The organism is Pedobacter flavus (assembly GCF_036324285.1).
GTDB classification, from domain to species: domain Bacteria; phylum Bacteroidota; class Bacteroidia; order Sphingobacteriales; family Sphingobacteriaceae; genus Pedobacter; species Pedobacter flavus.
Map to the genome: position 1 here is coordinate 676,607 of NZ_JAZDQU010000002.1, position 22,264 is coordinate 698,870.

21 protein-coding genes are annotated in these 22,264 nt (G+C 32.2%); 7 read left to right on the forward strand and 14 right to left on the reverse strand.

The features are described 5' to 3' along the window. Complete coding sequence (locus tag VRU49_RS09105) at window positions 1-417, reverse strand: DUF6526 family protein (protein ID WP_330146467.1); 417 nt, start codon at window positions 415-417, stop codon at window positions 1-3. 27 nt (window positions 418-444) lie between these two features. Continuing rightward, complete coding sequence (locus VRU49_RS09110) at window positions 445-1,068, reverse strand: 7-carboxy-7-deazaguanine synthase QueE (RefSeq protein WP_330146468.1); 624 nt, start codon at window positions 1,066-1,068, stop codon at window positions 445-447. Window positions 1,069-1,138: 70 nt separating this feature from the next. Here VRU49_RS09110 and VRU49_RS09115 point away from each other — a divergent pair, with 70 nt between their 5' ends. Beyond that, window positions 1,139-1,474 carry a Rieske (2Fe-2S) protein gene (locus VRU49_RS09115; RefSeq protein WP_330146469.1) on the forward strand — a complete coding sequence of 112 codons (336 nt, stop codon included), beginning with the start codon at window positions 1,139-1,141 and terminating at the stop codon, window positions 1,472-1,474. Here VRU49_RS09115 and VRU49_RS09120 read toward each other — a convergent pair. From VRU49_RS09120 to VRU49_RS09155, 8 genes are all read right to left on the reverse strand, one after another. Next, window positions 1,471-2,352, reverse strand: a complete 882-nt coding sequence (locus VRU49_RS09120) for a bifunctional 5,10-methylenetetrahydrofolate dehydrogenase/5,10-methenyltetrahydrofolate cyclohydrolase (RefSeq protein WP_330146470.1) — start codon at window positions 2,350-2,352, stop codon at window positions 1,471-1,473. The genes VRU49_RS09115 and VRU49_RS09120 overlap by 4 nt on opposite strands. 10 nt (window positions 2,353-2,362) lie before the next feature. Continuing rightward, entirely contained in the window at window positions 2,363-4,150 is a 1,788-nt protein-coding gene (gene lepA / locus VRU49_RS09125) for a translation elongation factor 4 (protein WP_330146471.1), read from the reverse strand. Between the two features lie 65 nt (window positions 4,151-4,215). After that, a complete protein-coding gene (locus VRU49_RS09130; RefSeq protein WP_330146472.1) occupies window positions 4,216-7,143 on the reverse strand; it encodes a GH92 family glycosyl hydrolase in 2,928 nt (975 codons plus the stop codon). A 1-nt stretch (window position 7,144) separates the two neighbouring features. Continuing rightward, window positions 7,145-7,573 carry a hypothetical protein gene (locus VRU49_RS09135; protein WP_330146473.1) on the reverse strand — a complete coding sequence of 143 codons (429 nt, stop codon included), beginning with the start codon at window positions 7,571-7,573 and terminating at the stop codon, window positions 7,145-7,147. Beyond that, complete coding sequence (locus VRU49_RS09140; RefSeq protein ID WP_330146474.1) at window positions 7,573-8,304, reverse strand: copper homeostasis protein CutC; 732 nt, start codon at window positions 8,302-8,304, stop codon at window positions 7,573-7,575. Before VRU49_RS09140 ends, VRU49_RS09135 begins: the two co-directional genes overlap by 1 nt. Then, entirely contained in the window at window positions 8,304-9,365 is a 1,062-nt protein-coding gene (locus VRU49_RS09145; RefSeq protein WP_330146475.1) for a glycosylasparaginase, read from the reverse strand. The genes VRU49_RS09140 and VRU49_RS09145 overlap by 1 nt, the downstream gene beginning before the upstream one ends. Beyond that, the gene (locus VRU49_RS09150; protein ID WP_330146476.1) at window positions 9,343-10,143 is read right to left on the reverse strand and encodes a nitrilase family protein; all 801 of its coding nucleotides are present in this window, start codon (window positions 10,141-10,143) and stop codon (window positions 9,343-9,345) included. Before VRU49_RS09150 ends, VRU49_RS09145 begins: the two co-directional genes overlap by 23 nt. A 10-nt stretch (window positions 10,144-10,153) precedes the next feature. Further along, window positions 10,154-11,299 (reverse strand): methionine aminotransferase, encoded by a 1,146-nt coding sequence (locus VRU49_RS09155; protein WP_330146477.1) that lies wholly within the window; start codon window positions 11,297-11,299, stop codon window positions 10,154-10,156. A gap of 96 nt (window positions 11,300-11,395) precedes the next feature. On the opposite strand from VRU49_RS09155, the gene VRU49_RS09160 reads away from it, so the two are divergent. Next, complete coding sequence (locus VRU49_RS09160) at window positions 11,396-12,166, forward strand: queuosine precursor transporter (protein ID WP_330146478.1); 771 nt, start codon at window positions 11,396-11,398, stop codon at window positions 12,164-12,166. Here the strand turns inward: VRU49_RS09160 and VRU49_RS09165 are convergent. After that, window positions 12,163-13,518: an exonuclease domain-containing protein gene (locus VRU49_RS09165; protein WP_330146479.1), complete on the reverse strand. Its 1,356-nt coding sequence runs from the start codon at window positions 13,516-13,518 to the stop codon at window positions 12,163-12,165. The genes VRU49_RS09160 and VRU49_RS09165 overlap by 4 nt on opposite strands. A gap of 151 nt (window positions 13,519-13,669) precedes the next feature. Here VRU49_RS09165 and VRU49_RS09170 point away from each other — a divergent pair, with 151 nt between their 5' ends. Together VRU49_RS09170 and VRU49_RS09175 are read left to right on the forward strand one after the other, a co-directional pair. After that, window positions 13,670-14,869, forward strand: coding sequence for a sterol desaturase family protein (locus VRU49_RS09170; RefSeq protein WP_330146480.1), 1,200 nt, complete (start codon window positions 13,670-13,672; stop codon window positions 14,867-14,869). Beyond that, complete coding sequence (locus tag VRU49_RS09175) at window positions 14,869-15,561, forward strand: lysoplasmalogenase (RefSeq protein ID WP_330146481.1); 693 nt, start codon at window positions 14,869-14,871, stop codon at window positions 15,559-15,561. The genes VRU49_RS09170 and VRU49_RS09175 overlap by 1 nt, the downstream gene beginning before the upstream one ends. 8 nt (window positions 15,562-15,569) lie before the next feature. On the opposite strand, the gene VRU49_RS09180 is transcribed toward VRU49_RS09175, so the two are convergent. Continuing rightward, window positions 15,570-15,974, reverse strand: a complete 405-nt coding sequence (locus VRU49_RS09180; RefSeq protein WP_330146482.1) for a hypothetical protein — start codon at window positions 15,972-15,974, stop codon at window positions 15,570-15,572. 6 nt (window positions 15,975-15,980) lie between these two features. Then, on the reverse strand, window positions 15,981-18,521 hold the full coding sequence (gene topA, locus VRU49_RS09185) for a type I DNA topoisomerase (protein WP_330146483.1): 2,541 nt from the start codon (window positions 18,519-18,521) through the stop codon (window positions 15,981-15,983). 195 nt (window positions 18,522-18,716) lie between these two features. Between topA and VRU49_RS09190 the strand changes: the two genes are divergently transcribed. The 3 genes from VRU49_RS09190 (at window position 18,717) to VRU49_RS09200 (ending at window position 21,070) form a co-directional block, all read left to right on the forward strand. Beyond that, window positions 18,717-19,226, forward strand: coding sequence for a glutathione peroxidase (locus VRU49_RS09190; RefSeq protein ID WP_330146484.1), 510 nt, complete (start codon window positions 18,717-18,719; stop codon window positions 19,224-19,226). A gap of 166 nt (window positions 19,227-19,392) precedes the next feature. Continuing rightward, window positions 19,393-20,151, forward strand: coding sequence for a 5'-nucleotidase (locus VRU49_RS09195; RefSeq protein ID WP_330146485.1), 759 nt, complete (start codon window positions 19,393-19,395; stop codon window positions 20,149-20,151). Further along, window positions 20,144-21,070: a bifunctional metallophosphatase/5'-nucleotidase gene (locus VRU49_RS09200; RefSeq protein ID WP_330146486.1), complete on the forward strand. Its 927-nt coding sequence runs from the start codon at window positions 20,144-20,146 to the stop codon at window positions 21,068-21,070. The genes VRU49_RS09195 and VRU49_RS09200 overlap by 8 nt, the downstream gene beginning before the upstream one ends. A 7-nt stretch (window positions 21,071-21,077) precedes the next feature. Here VRU49_RS09200 and mnmA read toward each other — a convergent pair whose 3' ends face one another. Beyond that, window positions 21,078-22,169: a tRNA 2-thiouridine(34) synthase MnmA gene (gene mnmA, locus VRU49_RS09205; RefSeq protein ID WP_330146487.1), complete on the reverse strand. Its 1,092-nt coding sequence runs from the start codon at window positions 22,167-22,169 to the stop codon at window positions 21,078-21,080. Window positions 22,170-22,264 lie beyond the last annotated feature (95 nt).

Here is a 22,264-nt window from a genome sequence, read left to right on the forward strand (position 1 = left end):
TTAAACACGATTATAATCTGCTTTCCAATTTTTTATAGATTTCTTAATAGCTGTTGCTGATAATTTTTCGGTAACAGCTTTTTTTGTTAAATCAATTAACTCTTCGTCAGAAGCAAATCTTAAAGCTATAAGTTGACTTTTAGTAAGGTTTTCGTTGACCGTATTACCAGATAATAAATAATATCTGAATTTAAATTCATTAATGATGGCTCTATCTTGCACTTTTAAAGCGGATACTCTTGATAAAGCAGAACTTAATAATACAAGGAAAAATAATAAGCTTATCGAAGCATTTGCATAATTAAATTCATTAAATAAAACGTATAATGAATAAATGAACCCTAATAACGAGACTGGAATTAAGAATAAATGAAAAGGTTTAAATATCCTTTTATGATTTTGAAAGTTTTGAGACATCGTGCTTAATTTAAATTTTAATCTAAATTAAGGAATATTTAGGTATTTATGTGTTTGTAAAGAAATCTCCCATTTTGGATTTTCTTTTACATATTCTACAATTAAAGGGGTCATTTCTTTATGCTTAGACCACTCAGGTTGTAAATATAATTTACAATTTGGTCCAACGTTCTGCGCATGTTGTTCTGCCCAAGCAAAATCACTTTTATTAAAAACAATTATTTTAATCTCATCTGCAACTGCAATCACATCTGGTCTTGGCGATTTAAACTTTTTTGGAGACAAACATATCCAATCCCATTTACCAGATAAGGGGTAGGCTCCAGATGTTTCAATAAAGGTTTGTATGCCTTTATTTTGTAAAGCTATAGTAAGTGGATCTAAATTATAAATTAAAGGTTCTCCACCTGTAATTACAACCGCTTTTCCTGGATATTTATTAGCATTTTCTACAATCTTTTCTGTGGGAGTTAATGGATGAAGCGTGGCATCCCAACTTTCTTTAACATCACACCAATGACAACCCACATCGCATCCACCCAGCCTAATAAAATAAGCAGCTTTACCTGTATTAAAACCTTCACCTTGAATAGTGTAGAATTCTTCCATTAATGGAAGTAGAGAGCCGTCTGGAGGTACTTGTAATGACATTTGTATAGACAAAGTTACGAAATTGCTTTCAATAAGGATAATAATTTAACATTCTCTCGTATCTTGCGATATGAATTATAGGTGGGTTAAGGTCAATTCTAGTATTCCAACCGATGATGGTGTTTATCCTATTCTCGTAGAAAATAAAAAGTATACCTTGGTTATAAACCAAGGTAAGCCCCATTTATTTCAATCTAAATGCCCACATGCTGGCGGTTTACTTTATACCGGTTGGTGTGAGAAAAATAAATTAATATGTCCAATTCATCGCTATTCCTATGATTTAGAAAGTGGGAGAGGAAGTGCTGGACAAGGAGATTATATAACCAAATTCCCCCTAAAATGGGAATCCAATAATTTATTTGTTGGATTAAAATTGAGTTGGTGGAAAAAACTATTCAGTTAAGAATAAATTTCTTTTTTTGCTGAAGCTAGGGTGTTCTTTAATAAACCCACAATTGTCATTAGTCCAACTCCCCCTGGTACAGGAGTAATAAATGAAGTTTTTGGCGCTACATGCTCAAAATCTACATCCCCATACAACTTAAATCCAGATTTTGTTTCAGTAGAAGTTTCTCTATTTATTCCAACATCAAGTATAACAGCACCATCTTTCACCATATCTGCTGTAACAAAATTCTTCTTTCCAATAGCTGCAATAATAATATCAGCTTCTTGTACTATTTTTTTTAAGTTTTGTGTTTTACTATGAACTAAAGTAACCGTACAGTTGCCAGGATAATCATTTCTAGACATTAAAACACTCATCGGACTACCCACAATATTACTTCTACCGATAACTACACAATTTTTGCCTGATGTTTCTATCTTATATTCTTTTAGTAACATAAGTATTCCATAAGGTGTAGCAGGTAAAAAGCATGGTAAATTCCTCAACATCCTTCCCAAATTAATGGGATGGAAACCATCAACATCTTTTTTATGGTCAATTGTTTCAGTAATTCTATCAGGATCGATATGCTTAGGTAAAGGTAATTGAACAATTAATCCATCTGTTTCCGCATCAGCATTAATTTCAATTATTTTATTAATCAACTCCTCTTCAGTAACACTAGAATCGTATCTGTATAATGATGATTTAAATCCTACTTTTTCGCAATTTTTCATTTTAGAAGCCACATAAGTTTCGCTTCCGCCATCATTACCAACTAGAATAGCCGCAAGATGTGGCTTTCTTCCTGATTGATTTAAAAATTCAGCAGCTTCAATTTCAATTTCTGCTTTAATTTTTTCCGATACTAATTTACCATCTAATAACTGCATATTATTGATTTTAATCGAGTTTTAAAACTGCCATAAACGCAGTTTGAGGAATTTCTACGTTACCAACTTGACGCATTCTTTTCTTACCTTTTTTCTGTTTCTCCAATAATTTTCTCTTTCTCGAGATATCACCACCATAACATTTAGCTGTAACATCTTTACGAAGCGCACTTAAAGTTTCTCTTGCGATAACTTTTGCACCAATTGAAGCTTGAATTTTAATTTCGAATTGCTGACGCGGTATTAATTCCCTTAATTTCTCACATATTTTTTTTCCAAAATCGTAAGAATTACTTCTATGAATTAATGAAGATAAAGCATCAACAGGCTCCTCATTTAAAAGCATGTCTAATCTTACTAAATCAGATTTTCTATATCCAATTTGGTGATAATCAAACGAAGCATAACCTTTAGAAATGGTTTTCAGTTTATCGTAAAAATCAAATACGATTTCACCCATTGGCATTTCGAAAATCAACTCCACTCTATCAGAAGTTAAATAAGATTGATTAACGATTGTACCTCTCTTTTGAATACAAAGAGACATAACCGGTCCTACAAACTCTGCTTTAGTAATAATATTAGCTTTTATAAACGGTTCTTCAACCGAATCCAATTTACTTGGATCTGGTAAATCAGAAGGGTTGTTTACTATAATTTCATCACCCTTGGTAGTATAGGCAATATATGATACGTTTGGTACGGTAGTAATAACCGTCATGTCGAATTCTCTTTCTAAACGCTCTTGAATAATTTCCATGTGGAGCATACCCAAGAAACCGCATCTAAATCCAAATCCTAAAGCAGCAGAACTTTCTGGTTCGAAAACAATTGAAGCATCATTTAACTGAAGCTTATGCATGGCTTCCCTTAGTTCTTCGTACTCGTCTGTATCAACTGGATAGATACCCGCAAAAACCATTGGTTTTACTTCCTCAAAACCTTGAATAGCTTCTAATGATGGGTTGTCGACCGTAGTTATAGTATCACCAACTTTAACCTCTCTTGCTTCTTTAATACCAGAAATAATATAACCCACATCTCCCGTTTTTACAGAAGATCTTGACGACATATCTAATTTCAAAATACCTACCTCATCTGCTAAATATTGCTTTCCGGTATTGATAAATTTTACTTTATCACCTTTTTTAATTTCCCCGTTAACCACTTTGTAATAGGCTATAATCCCTCTAAAGGAATTAAAAACACTATCAAAAATTAAAGCTTGTAAAGGAGCATTAGGGTCACCAACTGGAGCTGGCACTCTTTCTACAATAGCTTTTAAAATATCAGGAATTCCCATACCTGTTTTTCCAGATGCAGGGATAATTTCTTCTCTTTTACATCCAATTAAATCAATAATTTGGTCTTTAACCTCCTCAGGCATTGCTCCTGGAAGATCCATTTTATTAAGAATTGGAATAATCTCTAAATCATGTTCAAGTGCTAAATATAAATTTGAAATAGTTTGCGCTTGAATACCTTGTGATGCATCTACAATTAATAACGCACCTTCACACGCTGCAATTGATCTAGAAACTTCATATGAAAAATCTACGTGTCCAGGTGTATCAATTAGGTTAAAAACATATTCAACACCATCTAATGAATAATTCATTTGAATTGCATGACTTTTAATAGTAATACCACGTTCTCTTTCGAGATCCATATTATCTAATAACTGAGCCTGCGCTTCACGTTGAGAAATCGTGTTGGTATATTCCAATAACCTATCAGCAAGCGTACTCTTGCCGTGGTCTATATGTGCTATTATGCAGAAATTACGTATTTGCTTCATTTTCGGCAAAGATAGGATATTCTCACGATTTTAAATTATGTTGTACTGTTATTCAGCTGTTTTTCTTATTTAATTGTGATTTCGTCAAAAAATAAATGAGCTAAACCACCTTTGCCTTCATGCCAATCTGGTAAAATACCGTAATTTTTGGCTATAATTTTAAGATATCTACCGTTTTTATTTATCGTACCCACAATATTTTTGGTTTGTAAAGTATAATCGTTTGGTTTTGCAGGCGCTTTAATTGTAGCCACAGGCTTAAAATTGACATTATCATTAGATAAGTAGAATGTAGTTGTAGGAGGGAAGATTATCCATGCCTGAGTATCTTGTATAGAGCCTAAACCAACTTCTTTTACAGTCATTATTGTACCTAAGTCTATCGTAACTTCGAAATCCTTACCCCAGAAACCTTGCCATTTGTTTCCAACTCTCCAATTTAGTTCGCCTCTAACTCCATCTATTAATGCATCGTTACCACCACCGGTATAACTCTCATTTATTTCCGAATGTGTTGTTATTTTAAAAGGAGAATCAAATAGGGTATAAGCGGCTGTGCTTAAATAACTAGGTTTGTAACCCTCTTTATAAGCAATTGCCTTTACCGTGGTAGATTTATTGATTTTTATAGGGGTTTCATATTTTGACGAAAATTTTGTTGGAATACTACCATCCAAAGTATAGTAGGTAATTGTGTTTGGCAATGCGTTGCTTAAACTCACCTCAGTTGTACCTTTAAAAGTTTCTTGTGGGCCATCTATAATTGGATTTGGAACAATTAATTCTTCATTTATATGGATGTTTGGTTTTTTTAATCCATTCAGGAAATTCAAATCTGCTTTAGAAGTCATTTTAAATTCTAAAACACCTCCATTTTTTAAATCATCGTAATCAAAATCTAACCGATTATACTGCTTGTTATTTAAGCTAATACCATCGAAATAAAAATTATCAATCGTTCTATTATTAGCTTTAAAAGTAAATGGAGTTTTTCCATCAAGATAAATTGTTATTTCATCCAACCAAGGTGTTCCAATTTGATATTGATTATTTCCTGGAGATAATGGATAGATACCCATAGCACTCATTACCAACCAAGCGCTCATTTGTCCGCAATCTTCATTGCCAGATAATCCGTTAGGTTGATTAGAATATTGTTCGTTTAAAATTTTATTAACGTATAATTGGGTTTTATCTGGCCGATTGGTGAAATTGAATAAATAAGCCATGTGGTGACTTGGTTCATTTCCATGAGCATATTGACCAATTAACCCCGTAATATCACTTTGATCGCGCCCTGTTAAAGTGGCATTCGTTGTGAACAGTTCATTTAACTTAGCGTAGAAAGGTTCAACTCCACCCATCATTAAAATATGACCATTTACATCTTGTTGGGTACTAAAACTATAATGCCATGAATTTCCTTCAGTATAATTATTATTTACCTCCGTTGCGTTAAATGGTTTCCACCATCCGCCATTATACCTTGCTCTAATGTGTTTGGTTACTGGATCATATACATTTTTCCAGTTTTGTGCTCTGCTGATATAAGTAACATAATCATCTTTTTTACCAATCATTTTTGCAAATTGAGCAATAGCCCAGTCATCATAAGCATATTCGACCGTTTTAGATGCGCTTTCGTGTTCTTTATCGGCCATAACCGCACCAAAATCTCTATAAACATCAATTCCAAATTGCTTTCTATTTACTGAATGTTTCATGGCACTTAAAGCCAATTCTACATCGAAATCTCTTATTCCTTTGGCATAAGCATCAACAATTACGGGAATAGCATGATTACCAATCATACAAAAAGTTTCTTCTTCTGCTAATGGCCAAACTGGTAATTGTTTTCCTTGTTGGTACATCGCTAAAAACGTCTTGATGAAATCTAAAGTTCTCTTTTTATCCAGTAAAGTTAAAAGTGGGTGCTCTGTACGATAAGTATCCCATAAAGAGAAAACTGAATAATAATTAAAATCTTTTGCCGTATGTATTTTTTTATCTAAACCCCTGTATCGATGATCCACATCCATGTAAAGATTAGGGTTAAGTAAGCTATGATAGAGTGCTGTATAAAAGATAGTTAATTTATCAATGTTTTTATCTTTAGCTATAACTTTAGCTAATTCCTTATTCCAAACTTCATTTGCTAATGAACGTGCCTTGTCAAAATTTAAATCTTTAAACTCGCTTTCAAGATTTTTTAAAGCTCCGTTAGAATCTACGGCAGAAATCGCAATTTTTGTAATAACAACTGGGTTATTTACGGTATTAAATCTTACGTAAAGCTTTGTGTTTTTACTTTTAAGCTTTTTTATTCCTTTTTTAATTACACCATGGTCAGCAATACCTGCCTCAACAAATGGAACATCAAAAATAAGATGGAAATAAAGTACTTGTGATTTAGACCAAGCACTAGATTTTCTATATCCTTTTATTTCTTTATTATTTACAATTTCTATCCAGCTATCTAAAACCTTATCTCTATGCGTTAAATCTATAATAATATTGCTTTTGTCGTTTTTAGGGAAAGTAAATCTATATAATCCATTTCTTAGACCAGTAGTAATTTCTGCCTTTGTATTATATTTTTCCAAAAATGTAGCGTAATATCCTGGCATTGCTTTTTCATTCTTTTTTAAGAACTCAGAAGCGTATTGTTCTTTATCAAATTCAACTTTACCAACGGTTGGCATTATTAAAAAATCGCAATAATCAGGAATTCCTGTTCCGCTTAAATGGGTTTGTGAGAAACCATATACCTTATTGTCTGTATAATGATATCCAGAGCAACCGTCCCAACCTTCGAGTCTAGTATCTGGTCCTGGTTGAATCATCCCAAATGGTAAGGATGGACCTGGATAGGTATGTCCGTGACCACCTGTACCTATAAATGGATTTACATATTGAGTAAGATTACGTAAATCCTGAGCATTTAATTTAAGCGTAGAAAATAAAATTAATGCGAATAATATAGAACGTTTCATTTTAATTTATTTTTTTCATTCTACTGAATGGATAACCATTACAACCTTTTTTCGGATTTTTTACATCTATATTTTTAGGATTCATGGCTTCTTCAATATCTTTAGCTTTATAAGCAGATAAACAAAATCCCCATAGAAATGGATTCATGTCATCTAATTTAATAAAATCTATTCTGGTGAATAAACCAGCATCATATTTATTATTACTATCGTTTTGTGCAATTAAATATCCTTCTTTAATATTCCATTTTAAGATGTTATACTTCGTCTTGCCATTTTGTACCCATGTTGAGTCATTAATTTCATATTTTATCCCATAATCATCCATAAATTGACCTTTAGCAAACTTAGGCGCTTTTAACTTTGAAGCTTCTTTGATAATTGAACAACTTGCAAATAAAAATATTAATAGGAGAGGAAGGTATTTCATTAAGATGGATTTAGTTTTTCAAGTATCTGTTTAACAACATTAACATCTGTTAATGGATAGTCGTCTCTTAGATCTGTGAAAATGGACGTAGATGGTTTGGAATTTATACTTTTTGCGGTGGTATGAAAATTTGTAGCACCTGATTGTTCTTTTAAAAATAGAATATTTGATTCATTGATACCACTTCCGGGCATTATTTCAATATTTTGATTAGCTTGTTTAACTATTTTTTGGATAGTTGAAATTCCTTCACAGGCAGTTTTTTGTCCACCTGAAGTTAAAACCCTTTTAATATTTAAATCAATTAAAATATCCAATGACTTAAATAAATTAGGTGTTCTGTCGAAAGCTCGATGAAAAGCCACCTCCATTGTGCCAGCGGCTTCTATTAATATCTTGGTATATTCTTTATGAATTTGGTTTTGATTATTTAGGGCACCAATTACGATTCCTTTACAATTTATGCTTTTAAATGCTAAGATATCTTGAATCATAATATCCAATTCAACTGTCGAATAATTAAAATCGCCACCTCGAGGTCTAATAATTGGAACAACAGGAATGGATAATTTTTCTAAGCATAATTTTAATTGTCCGATACTTGGTGTCGTTCCACCTTCATTTAAATTGTCGCATAACTCTACTCGATGTGCGCCACCCAATTCTGCTGCTAAAGCAGAATTATAGCCATTTGCACAGATTTCAAGAATATTAGAAGGGGAATTAATCATTAACTATAATAACTTTTTCCTTTTATGGTTAAATCGTTTTTTTGTTGATTACACACGGCAAAAGTAAAGCCTTGTTGAATAGCATAAGCGCCATAATTTCCATTTTTATCTAAGGCTAAAAAACCAACTTGAATATTTTTAGCAATATTTGGTTTCTTTCTAATAATCCTCATTACCGCTTCTTTGCAAGCATCTTCTGGACTTAAACCTTGACGCATAAGTTCTACCACTAGAAAACTACCTACATTTCTAATAACTTCTTCTCCAACACCAGTTGATGTTGCACCACCAATTTCATTATCTATATATAAACCAGCGCCAATAATTGGGCTATCGCCAATTCTTCCATGAAGTTTATATGCCATACCACTTGTTGTACAAGCCCCAGATAAATTGCCTGATGCATCTAATGCCAACATACCAATGGTATCATGATTATATTCATTTCCTGGCAACTTTTGCGGAGCCACTTGGTCGTAAAGCTTATTCTCAATATTGATTTCAGGTTGATATTTTGAAGTTTTTAACCATTCTTTCCAAGCTTTTTCACTATTTGGAGTTAATAAATTTTCCTTTTTAAATCCATTTTCCAATGCAAATTGAAAGGCTCCTGTACCAGCTAGCATTACATGGGGTGTTTTTTCCATTACCAATCGCGCTACAGATATAGGATGTTTAATGTGTTCTAAAGCTAAAACAGCTCCACAATTACCATCATGGTCCATAATACAAGCATCTAAGGTAACTTTACCATCTCTATCAGGTAATCCTCCATAGCCTACAGTTTGGTTGTTTTCGTCAGCCTCTGCCACTTTTACCCCAATTTCTACAGCATCAATTGCTTTTCCACCTTTTTCTAGTATTGTCCAGGCAGCTTTATTTGCTGCTACACCAAAATCCCAAGTAGAAATAACAATTGGATTATTTTTTAATTTTTTAGGGGTACTAGGAACAACTTGGGCAATACCTAATTTATCTATAGCAGCAAAAGTTGAAGTTAAAGCAGCTCCTTTTATGAATTTTCTTCTGTTAATCATGTTAAACTGTAAATTTATCTGCATCCTTTAAAAAAGGAAATTGGCGTCTAATTTTCACTAATTCCTGATAATTTATACTGAAAGTGTATAAATCCTCATCCTCAGGTTTATAATAAATAGTATTTCCATTCGGATCTAAACACATAGAATGACCACTATGATAAATTTCGTTACCATCGTGCCCAACTCTATTAACGGCCACTACATAACTTTGATTTTCTATCGCTCGGGCAGCTACTAAAGCTTTCCAGTGTAGTACTCTTTTATCAGGCCAACTGGCTATAATTAATAATAAATCGTAGGATTGATCAACATTTCTCAGCCAAACTGGAAATCTTAAATCATAGCATATTGCTAGTCTTATTTTCCAACCTTTTAGTTCAACAATGAGGGGATTATTACCTGGAGTAAAGTTTTTATCTTCATTACCTAAACCAAAAAGATGTTTTTTATCATATTGTTGAAAAGTTCCATCTGGATTCATCCATATTTGGCGGTTATAATAACGGTCGTTTTCTTTAATAATTAAACTTCCAGTTACCACACAATCCATTTTAAATGCAACGTGCTTCATCCATTGCATAGTTCTGCCACCCATTTCTTCGTGTTGGGTTTCAACGTTCATAGTAAATCCTGTGTTAAACATTTCAGGAAGTACTATTAAGTCGGTCTTTTCTCTAATTCCGGCAGAAATTCTGAGGGTTAAATTTTGTAAATTCTTTTCAATATTCTCCCAAAACAAGTAGGCCTGAAATACGGTAATTTTTAGATTTTCTATTTGTAAATATTCAGGATTTTCCATGTTTAAATGGTTAAATTTTTAATAATTGGATAGCTGCTTTTTCTAAAGTTTCATTCTTTTTAGCAAAACAGAAACGTAATAGGTTATTATCTGTATTCCGCTGGTAAAATGAAGAAATTGGAATTCCTGCAACTTTATAATCTTTAATTAGTCGTTCAGCGAATACTAAATCCTTTTCATCGGAAATATTTTCATAACTAACGCATTGAAAATAAGATCCATTACAAGGTAAAAGAGCAAATTTGCTACCTTTTAATAAATCTTTAAAAAAATCTCTTTTTTGTTGGAACAATCCATTTATATCTGAATAAGCATCTTTTGATTTTAAGAATTCAGCTATGGCCCATTGCATAGGATTGTTGACGCAAAAAACGTTAAACTGATGTGTTTTCCTAAATTCTTTCATTAAATTTTCGGGTGCTAAACAATAACCCATTTTCCAACCTGTAGCATGTAATAATTTACCGAAAGAAGCTACTATAAATGATCGTTCTCGTAATTCTGGATAACTAGCTGTTGTGATGTGTTTATGACCGTCAAATGTGATGTGTTCGTACACTTCATCACTCAATATTAAAATATCTGTTCCTGCAGTAATTCTTTGCAATTCTCTAAAATCTTCGGGCCCTAATAATGTCCCAGTAGGGTTATGAGGTGAGTTAAGAACAATAAGCTTTGTATTAACGGAAATTAACTTCTTTACAATTTGCCAATCAATTTTGAAATCTGGCGGAGCCATTTCATACGTTTTTACAAGCCCTCCAAATAGTTTTACCGTAGGTCCGTAGCAGTCGTATGCAGGTTCAAAAATAATGGCTTCATCGCCAGGAGAAATAACAGATGCAATGGCGGTAAAAATAGCCTGAGTGCCACCAGCCGTAATCGTAATTTCGGTATCTGGATTATAGCTTACATTATATAAATTTTCAAATTTTTCTGATATACGCTCCCTTAAACTCATAATTCCTGCCATGGGAGCATACTGATTATGATCGCCAGCATAAGCTTTATTAATTAAGGAAATAAGTTTTGGATTAGTTTCAAAATCAGGAAACCCTTGTGCTAAGTTAATCGCCTTATATTCTGTCGCTAATTGCGACATGGTTGTGAAAATATTAGTGCCAATTCCTGGCAGTTTTGAACTTAAAATACTCATTGATGCTAATGTATAAAAAAACGTATATAGCGCCTAATAATTATAGTATTCTTTTATTTCTTTTTTAACTAATTTAGTCCAATACTAATATTCGATATGAATTTCACAACTAAAGAGAGTAGGCTGTTTGTAATATTAAGTGCAATTTTTGTAATGAATGCACTTATCTCCGAATTTATTGGGGTGAAAATATTTTCGGTTGAAGAGACTTTAAGGATTTCTAAATTCGATATTAATTTGTTTGGTGTAGAAGGATTATCATTTAATATGTCGGCCGGCATTTTAACCTGGCCCATTATATTTGTTTTAACCGACATTATTAATGAGTATTATGGGGTTAAGCAAGTTAGATTTTTATCTATTTTGACCGCAATTTTAATTGGATTTGCCTTTTTTGCCGTAGCAGGTTCTATTTGGTTACCTAGTTCAGATTTTTGGTCGATTCGTGATTTGGGTGATCGTACATTAAACATGGACGATGCATATAGCGCCATTTTTGGTCAAGGAATGTGGATTATTGTGGGGTCTATAACCGCATTTTTAGTCGGACAAATGGCTGATGTTCTAATTTTCCATAGAATAAAGAAACTTACAGGTGGACGAATGTTATGGTTAAGGGCAACTGGATCAACGGTTGTTTCCCAATTGATCGATAGTTATGTGGTTATATTTATTGCGTTTTATATAAATCCTAATTACGATTGGACTTGGCAAATGGTAGCAGCTTTAGGCTTCGTGGGTTATATCTATAAATTTACAGTGGCTTTATTGTTGACACCTATTTTATATGTAGTACATGCCATTTTAGATAAATATTTAGGGAAAGAATTGGCTGAAAAAATGATAGTTGAAGCTACTAAATCTTAATAAATAGGCTTCACTTTATATGGATATTTTTCAGCATGATTTAAAATCAATGATAATATATATGAATTTGAAGGATAGGGTGTAAGCACGTCTTTTAGTTCTTGGATATTGCTAATTTGATCTTCTTGAAGATAGCCCATTCCATAAAACTTACCATTTTCTACCAAAATACAGCTTTTTTCTACGGCAGATCTACCTTTATCAATTAACATAAATTGAGGTTTCTCTAAATTTAAGTGATCTATTGCTTTTTCTACCAATTGGTTATATTCATCATGGCTTTTTAAGCAATTGCAATTAGGTCTATTTTGCTCACAATTATAGGAAAATTTATAAATACCACTTAATCTCGGGCATAAATCATGAGTTTCTACCCAATTATTTAAAAAATTTAATGCATTTAATAAATTATTGAAGCTTATAAAAGGCTGAATATTCTTATTTTTTTTATCGATACCTAATCTTAAATACCCCTTTTGATCTACGTATTCGTATAATCCATAAGTGGCTTCGTACTTTTTTAATGCCTTATTATTTTCTGGCCATAACCTTTTAATTTCAGTAGCTTCAGTTATAAGTGCCATTAATTCTGTTCCACAACTCGTACTTTCAATATAATGTACTTTTTTTATAAAATCTTGTCGTTGTTTGGATGGATTATGACCCGAAAAATGGGTTAATACCCGCTTCTGAATATTGACAGCTTTACCTACATAAATAACTTTTCCTTTATTGTCTTTAAAATAATAAACACCAGGTAGGGTAGGTAAATTTAAAAATTGTTCTTTTTCAATATGAGGTGGTAATTGTTGCTCTTTGGAACCTTTTTTTATCATTTGAGTGATATGGTTATCTACATCTAATTTTAAAAGATGTTCAAATAATATTGTTGTAGCAGTAGCGTCGCCTTCGGCTCTATGTCTATTATGAATTTCAATATTTAATGAATTGCATAATTTCCCTAAACTATAACTTGGTAATTGAGGAATTAACTTTCTGGATAGCCTAACTGTACATAGTTTTTTCAGGTTTAGAACATAATCAATTTCATTTAGCTGATGTTTTAAAAAAGAATAATCAAAATTTACATTATGTGCTACAAATATTTTTCCCTCTAATAAGCTAATTATTTTTGGTGCTATTTCATGAAATTTTGGAGCATTGACAACCATTTCATCGTTTATTCCAGTTAAAGCAGTTATGTATATTGGAATAGGTTTTAAGGGGTTAATTAATGATGAAAATTTTTCCACCACTTTTTCTCCATTGTGTATGATAATAGAAATTTCTGTAATTCTATTAATGGATGGATGTCCACCAGTTGTTTCGATATCTACAATTGCAAAATGCATAAACAAAAATATGCTAATATTTTTAGTATTTATAATTTTTTTTGAAGTGATTTTAAATAGTTTTAATGATTTTAAAAATTATTCAATTTTTTGATTGCAAAAGTTTTAATTAAGTCCTAGATTACAAACGTTTAAGATTTAAATATCCAAAATGAATATTAATTTAATCGCCTTATCTATTCCTATTTTCTTTATTTTAATACTTATAGAATTAAGCTATTCTTTTTATAAAAAGCTTGGTTATTATAGATTAAACGATAGCATAAGTAACCTTAGTCAAGGTACCGGACAGCAACTTTTAGACATATTTATGAAGGCTAGTCTATTCTTTGGGTACACTTATATTTACACCAACTGGAGATTTTTCACCATAGAAACCACCTGGATAGTAGCTATTTTATTATTTATAGGTGTAGATTTTTTCTATTATTGGTTTCATAGGATGAGTCATCAAGTAAATGCGTTATGGGCAGCCCATATCGTACATCATCAATCTGAGGAATACAATTTAACAGTTGCTTTACGCCAGTCGTGGATACAAGGTTGGTTTTCATGGGTTTTTTATTTGCCGTTGGCATTTCTAGGTTTTAATCCTATTTTATTTTTAACCATTAGTTCTTTAGTTACATTGTATCAATTCTGGATACATACCAAAGCAATTAAACATCTAGGTTTCTTAGAATATATATTAAACACCCCTTCACATCATAGAGTACATCATGGCTCTAATCCTAAATACATTGATAAAAATCATGCTGGTACTTTAATTATTTGGGATAAAATGTTTGGCACTTTTCAAAAAGAAGAAGAAGAGGTAGTTTATGGTATCACAAAACCTTTGGCCAGTTGGAATCCAATTTGGGCAAATCTCCATTATTGGAACGAATTATTAGCTTCTGCAAAAAAAGTATCTAGTTTTAAGGATAAAGTAAAGCTATTTATTATGCCTCCAGGTTGGCAACCAGCGGAGTTAGGCGGGAGGCAATATGCTCCAGAAATATCCATAGAAACTTATGTTAAATACAATCCAGACTATTCTAATAAGACTGCAATTTATATCATTGTACAATTTTTAACTGGGTTAATTGGAGGCTCACTTCTAATTTTTTATAACGCAAATCTATTACCTTATCAACTAGTAATGGGTGCAATTTATGTGGTTATTACATTGGTAAGTTGCGGCGCATTTTTAGATGGAAAAATTTGGGTTAAATATTTTGAAGCAATTAGAATAATAGGATTATTAATATTCTTTACCATATTTAATTTAGTAGCCTATCTAATTTATGGTATCATTGGCGTAGTCTTACTTTTGATATGGTATATTTACATACTTAAAAACAAGAATTAATGCTAAACAAAACAAATTTAACCATCCTATTTTTTATTGTATTTGTAGCCCAATTATTTTCATTATTAACCGAAAATGAATGGGTTAGATTCATAACAAAGCCTTTAATAACTATAGTTTTAATGTTGAGTTTAGTGATGCTAAACCAACTTTATGGTAAATTTAGAAAGCGCATTTTTATAGGATTAATATTTGGATTATTGGGTGATGTATTTTTAATGTTGCCAGCTAATCATCCTTCATATTTTATGTTAGGCTTGTTAAGTTTTTTAATCGGACATCTTTTTTATATAAGCGCTTTTAATTTAGATATTCAATCCTCTACCAAAAAAGCATCCAATGTATTTTTAATTTCTTCGATATTATTGGCTATTTTTTCTGGTGCTTTCTTTTTGTATTTACGACCCTATTTAGGCAGTATGCAAATACCCGTTTTAATCTATTGCTTTATAATAAGCTTAATGGTAATGCTTTCAATAGGTAGATGGGGTAAGGTTGATAAATCAAGTGCTTTATTTATTACTATTGGTGCATTTTTCTTTTTAATATCAGATTCCTTATTAGCTTACAATAAGTTTGTTCTGCCTTTAGAAAATTCAGGATTATACGTAATGAGCACTTATATGCTGGCACAATTTTTTATTGTTCAAGGCACAATAAGTAGGGTTTTACTGTCAAAAGAAGAAAACTAATAAATAAATTAGCGGATCATAACCCCTGGTTTATTTATCAGGGGGATTTTTATCAAATTACCATCTACAATACTTTCTGGAAGAAAGATAAATTTCTTATCGTAAATAACTTTATCAATATAATAGCTAACCCAGTATTCGTTAGTTAAACCAAAAACTGAAGGATCTATTGCTTCTACGCCTGCAAATGAATGAATGGCTAGGTCGCCAACAAAATGTCTTAACACAGAAGTTTTAACCTCTTTACCATTGTGTTCACCATAACCTTTAGAAGAAATTAATACATTAGTGATGGGTTGATTTTTAAGATTTAAAATGTAAACTGTCCAATTTTTAACTTCTGGCGTTTCACTTTCTAACACAACCGCAATAGCTATATCTTCAACTATATTTTCTGGTAAATCCTTTTTCACGCTTAATTACTTCTTTTTGGCAACTTTTTTAGCCGTAGTTTTTTTTGCTTTAGTCTCAAATGCATCAGGAACTTGAGAAACAATAATTTTTTTAACTGTTTCTAAATCAATTTCTGCAAGTTCTTCTGGTGTATATTTTTGTTGAGTAGATGGATTATTACCTAATTTAAGCATTGCTTTTCCAAATCTTATAAATGGTCCCCATCTGCCATTTTCGATAGCAATTTTTTCTGACTCCCAAACTTGAATAAAGCGATTAGCCTCTTTATCAATTTTTTTAGAAATTAATTCTTCTATATCTTTTTGAGAAAGTGCATCAAAGTTATAAGCCTTAGGAACATTAATAAATAGATTATTCCATTTAATAAATGGTCCAAATCTACCTGTTCCTTTAGTTACGGGTAAATTTTTATATTCAGCTATTGGCGCATCTGCCGTCTGTTTTTCTTTAATGATTTCAACCGCGCGATCCATACCAATAGCAAATGGATCTTCAGATTTACCAATTGAAATAAATGCATCACCCCATTTTACATAAGGACCAAATCTTCCAATTCCAATGGTAACATCTTTATCTTCGTATTGACCTAATTCTAATGGAAGTTTAAATAAATCTAAAGCTTCTTCTAAAGTTATTGTACCAACAGATTGGTTCTTTAATAAACTCGCAAATTTTGGTTTTTCTTCGTCTTCGTTTTCTCCAATTTGAACCAATGGGCCAAATCTGCCAACCTTAGTGTAAACATTCTTGCCGCTTGCCGGATCAATACCTAATAATCTTTCACCAGTTGCACGTTCGGCATTTTCTAATGTATTTTCTACATCCTTATGGAAAGGTTTATAAAATGTATGTAGCATATCAGTCCAATTTTTTAAACCTTGTGCTATTTCATCAAATTCCTTTTCAACACTAGCTGTAAAATTAAAATCAACAATATTTTTAAAATGTTCTACTAAGAAATCGTTAACCACTTCACCTATATCTGTAGGAAAGAGTTTTGCTTTTTCTGCTCCTGTAATTTCAGTTTTTATTTGTCGGTTTATTTCGCCGTTTTTTAATTCAAATTGTCTAAAACTTCTAGATTTTCCTTCTCTATCTTCTTTTACTACATAACCTCTGTTTTGAACAGTAGAAATAGTAGGAGCGTAAGTAGAAGGTCTACCGATACCTAGTTCTTCTAATTTTTTTACTAAACTGGCTTCTGTAAATCTTGCAGGTGGTCTTGAGAATTTTTCAACGGCCTGCATATTATTTAGATTTAAACTTTGACCTTTTGCTAATGGAGGTAGAATATTTCCATTTTCTTTTTCTTCGTCAGTTTCCTCATCATTACTTTCCAGATAAACCTTTAAAAATCCATCGAACTTTAAAACTTCACCTTCTGCAACTAATTGTTCTTTTCTTGTACTAATATCAATTTTAACAACTGTTTTTTCGAAATTAGCCTCGCTCATTTGTGAAGCAATTGCTCTTTTCCAAATTAACTCATATAAACGTTGCTCAGAAATATCACCAGTAACCCTATGCTGTTCAAAATAAGTTGGTCTGATTGCCTCGTGTGCTTCTTGAGCACCCGCAGTTTTGGTTTTGTATTTTCTATATTGATAATACTTTTCGCCATAAGCCGAGTTTATTTCAGCCGCCGCCGCAGCAATTGCAGAATCTGATAAATTAACAGAATCTGTTCTCATATAAGTAATCTTACCTGCTTCGTAAAGCTTTTGAGCAACCTGCATAGTTCTTGCTACCGAAAAACCTAATTTTCTAGAGGCCTCTTGTTGCAAAGTAGAAGTGGTAAATGGAGGAGCAGGGTTTCTTTTGGTAGGTTTAGTCTCTAAACTACCGATTGTAAATAAAGCAGATTTGCAGTCTTTTAAAAACTGATGTGCACTTTCTTCATCTTCAAAACGCTCTGGGAGCTCTGCTTTTACTATGTTTTTAGAAGATCCTGTATCAAAAATCGCGGTAATTTTAAAAGCCGCTTTAGATTCAAACTGATTAATTTCTCTTTCTCTATCAACAATTAATCTAACAGCAACAGATTGAACCCTTCCTGCAGAAAGTGCGGGTTTAATTTTCTTCCACAATACAGGCGAAAGCTCAAAACCTACTAATCGATCTAAAACTCGTCTAGCTTGTTGAGCATTAACTAAATCGTAATCAATGCCTCTCGGATTTTCAATTGCTTTTAATATAGCTGGTTTAGTTATCTCATGAAAAACAATTCTTTTTGTATTGTCTTTTTTAAGGCCGAGTGTTTCAAATAAATGCCACGAAATTGCTTCCCCTTCACGGTCTTCATCGGATGCTAACCATACTGTTTCGGCATTCTTCGCTAATTTCTTTAATTCAGTAACTACATTTTTCTTATCTGCAGGTACTTCATAAGTTTGTTTAAAATCGTTTTCTATATCAATAGCCATATCGCCTTTCACCAGATCACGAATGTGCCCAAAACTAGATTTAACAAGGAAATCTTTTCCTAAATATCCTTCAATAGTTTTAGCTTTTGCAGGTGACTCAACGATTAATAAATTTTTAGCCATGAAATACGATTTTGTGCAAATTAAGCTATAAATAAAGCGAAAATCAAAACTACGCTCAAAATAAATAATTAAAAGTGTTGTTAAATCAAGATATAATCAACTTAAAATCAATATTTTACGAGTACAAATATTTTATTCAGATTTTAATAATAAGAATATTAGTAACTTCGTTAAACATCATATAAATTTATTATTATGTTAAACACTATTTTAATACTCTTAAATTTAGTAATTGCCCCAAACAGCATTTACAACTATTCTTTTAAAACTATTGAAGGTAAAACCATTTCCTTTAGTCAATTTAAAGGAAAGAAGATTTTAATTGTAAATACTGCATCTAAATGTGGTTATACCCCTCAATACGAAGATTTAGAAAAGCTACATAAGTTATATGGTAAGAAAGTTGTAGTGATTGGATTTCCAGCTGGTAATTTCGGCGACCAGGAGTTAGGTTCTAACAGTGAAATCGCTGAATTCTGCAAAAAGAATTACGGTGTTAGCTTTATTCTAAGTGAAAAAGTATCTGTAAAAGGTTCAGATATTCAACCATTATTTAAATTTTTAACCACTCAAAGCAACCCAGATTTTACAGGTGATATTAAGTGGAATTTTGAAAAGTTTTTAATAAACGAAAAAGGAGAATTGGTACATAGGTTTAGATCAGATGTTAAACCTACGAGTCAAACGCTTCTAAAAAACTTGTAATTAAACGAATTGTATTTTTAAAAGGATTATCAAATCGATAATCCTTTTTTTATGAATTTACTTATTAATAAGTGCTAAATTCATCTTATTCTATATATTTTTATTGTTCTGTTGGCATTAAATCCTAATTTTGCAGAAAGGGGAAATTCACTTTATAAAAGTCGAAATGCGTAATAAATTATTAACCGGTTTAATTTCGTTATCATTAATAACGTTATTATATGCTTGTTCTACAGGCTATCATCCAATAAAATCCAATAGGAATTTATATTCAATTTCTGCTCAAATACCGGTTGATAGTGGGATAGTAAATATTTATACCCCTTATAAACTAACGATGGACAAAGAAATGAGTACTGTAGTTGCCGTTTCTACCAATGCATTAACAAAAAGATCGGGTTTATTAGAAACTAATTTGGGTAATTTTTTCGCCGATGCATGTTTACAACAAGCTAAACTTTTAGTCCCTGAAATAGATTTTGCACTTCCTTCTACATTTGGTGGAATGCGTACCGATTTACCAGTTGGGAATATTACCCGTTCAAATATATTTGAATTAATGCCTTTCGAAAATCAATTAGTAGTAATTGAAATTAAGGGAAATGACGTTTTAGAAATGGTTAAGTACATATTAAATACTGGTGCTCATCCCGTTTCTGGGATTCAAATTAGGTATAAAGATAAACAACCTACTTCTATAACTATTAATGGAATGGCTTTACAAGCAGATAAAACCTATAAAGTTTTAACGTCTGATTATATTGTTGGAGGTGGCGATGGTGTAAAGGGATTAAATAATATTATTAGTCAGAAACCTGTTGGATTAAAAGTTAGAGAAGCACTAGAAAAATATGTACAACAAGAAACAGCAGCAGGTAGGCCTTTAAATTTTAAGCTTGATGGACGAATTAAACAAGATGAATAGAAGAAAATTCATAAAATCAGGAAGTATAGCAAGTGCGGCATTAGCGGTAGGCTTGCAACCTTTATCGTCTTTTGCAGATACGGGCGTAGCTAAATTAACCATACTTCATACCAATGATGTACACAGTAGGATAGAACCATTTCCTATGGATGGTGGCAGGTATCAAGGTTTAGGAGGGTTTGCTCGCAGAGCTGCTTTAATTAAGCAAATTAGAGCTCAAGAATCTAATGTATTGTTATTGGATGCCGGCGATATTTTCCAAGGAACACCTTATTTTAATCTTTTTGGTGGCGAATTGGAGTTTAAACTGATGTCTGAAATGGGATATGATGCAGCAACTTTCGGTAACCATGATTTTGATAATGGTATTGAAGGTTTAGTAAAACAAATGCCATTTGCTCAATTTCAATTCTTAATTTCTAACTATGATCTTAAGAATACAGCTTTACAGAACTTAGCAAAGCCTTACAAAATATTTAAGAAACAAGGGTTGAAAATAGGTGTATTTGGGGTTGGAATTAAATTAGAAGGATTGGTAGAAAAGAAAAATTATGGAGAAATTCAATACCTTAATCCTATAGATAGTGCCAACTATTACGCGACTTTATTAAAGCAAGAAGAAAAATGTGATTTAGTTATTTGCTTATCTCATCTTGGGTATTCTTACAATTATAATCAAGTGTCTGATAAGGTTTTAGCATCGTCTACCGAACATATAGATTTAATTATTGGTGGGCATACACATACCTTTTTACCAAAACCAGAAGATGTAAAAAACAAATCGGGTGCTATTACAACCATTAATCAAGTAGGCTATGCCGGAATAAACTTGGGTAGGGTTGATTATTTTTTTGAAAAAAATAAGGGCAAACGTCGATTAAACGGTGCCCTTTATGAAATTTCAGATCAAATTGGATAGGAGGCGGTTAAATTAAAAATCCTCCTCCTAATAAATCATTTCCTTCGTAGAATACGGCCGATTGTCCAGGTGCAATTGCCGAAACATGATGGTCAAACTCAACCTTCATTAAGTTCCCTTCTTCTACAATTGTACTTTGCATACCAGCATCTTTGTATCTAATTTTAGTTACAACGCCAGACATAGGCTCTTTTATAGATGCGTATTTAATTAAATTTACATTCTTTACAAAAGCTTCTTTACGTTCTAATTCTTCGGCTTTACCTAATACTACGGTATTGCTTTCGGGCATAATTTTAGTGACAAACATAGGCTCACCAAAAGCTACCCCTAAACCTTTTCTTTGTCCGATAGTATAAAATGGATAGCCTTTATGTTGGCCAACTACCATTCCGTCGCTGGTGATAAAATTACCACCTGCAACCTTTTCATCCAGACCTTCTACCTTATGTCTTAAAAAAGATCTATAATCGTTATCAGGCACAAAACAAATCTCATAACTTTCAGATTTTTTAGCCAACTCTTCTTGGCCCATATCTAAAGCCATTTGACGTATTTCTGATTTTGAAAATCCACCCAATGGGAATTTAGTTCTCGATAAATTTTCTTGCGTTACACCCCATAATACATAGGATTGATCTTTGTTTTCGTCCTTACCTTTAGAAATTACATATCTACCACTATCTTGTAATCTAATATTGGCATAATGTCCTGTTGCAATAAATTCGCAATCTAATTTATTGGCACGTTTTAATAATGCTTCCCATTTTATATGGGTGTTGCATAAAACGCAAGGGTTGGGGGTTCTTCCTGCTAAATATTCATCTACGAAATTGTCTATAACAAAATCGCCAAATTCATCCCTTATGTCTAATATATAATGTGGAAATCCGTAGTTTACGGCTAATGTTCTTGCGTCGTTTATACTGTCGAGACTACAACACCCTGTTTCCTTGCTGCTAGAGCCTGAAGTAGCATAATCCCAAGTCTTCATCGTTAGTCCAATTACTTCATAACCTTGCTCATGCAACATCACTGCAGCTACCGAACTATCTACACCACCACTCATGGCTACTAATATTCTTCCGTGTTTACTCATAATAAGGGTACAAAAATACAGATAATTGTGTAGTTCTACTTATTTGGAAGTCAAACCCCCGTAAAAATATATGGTTTTTATGCTAATTTATTGTG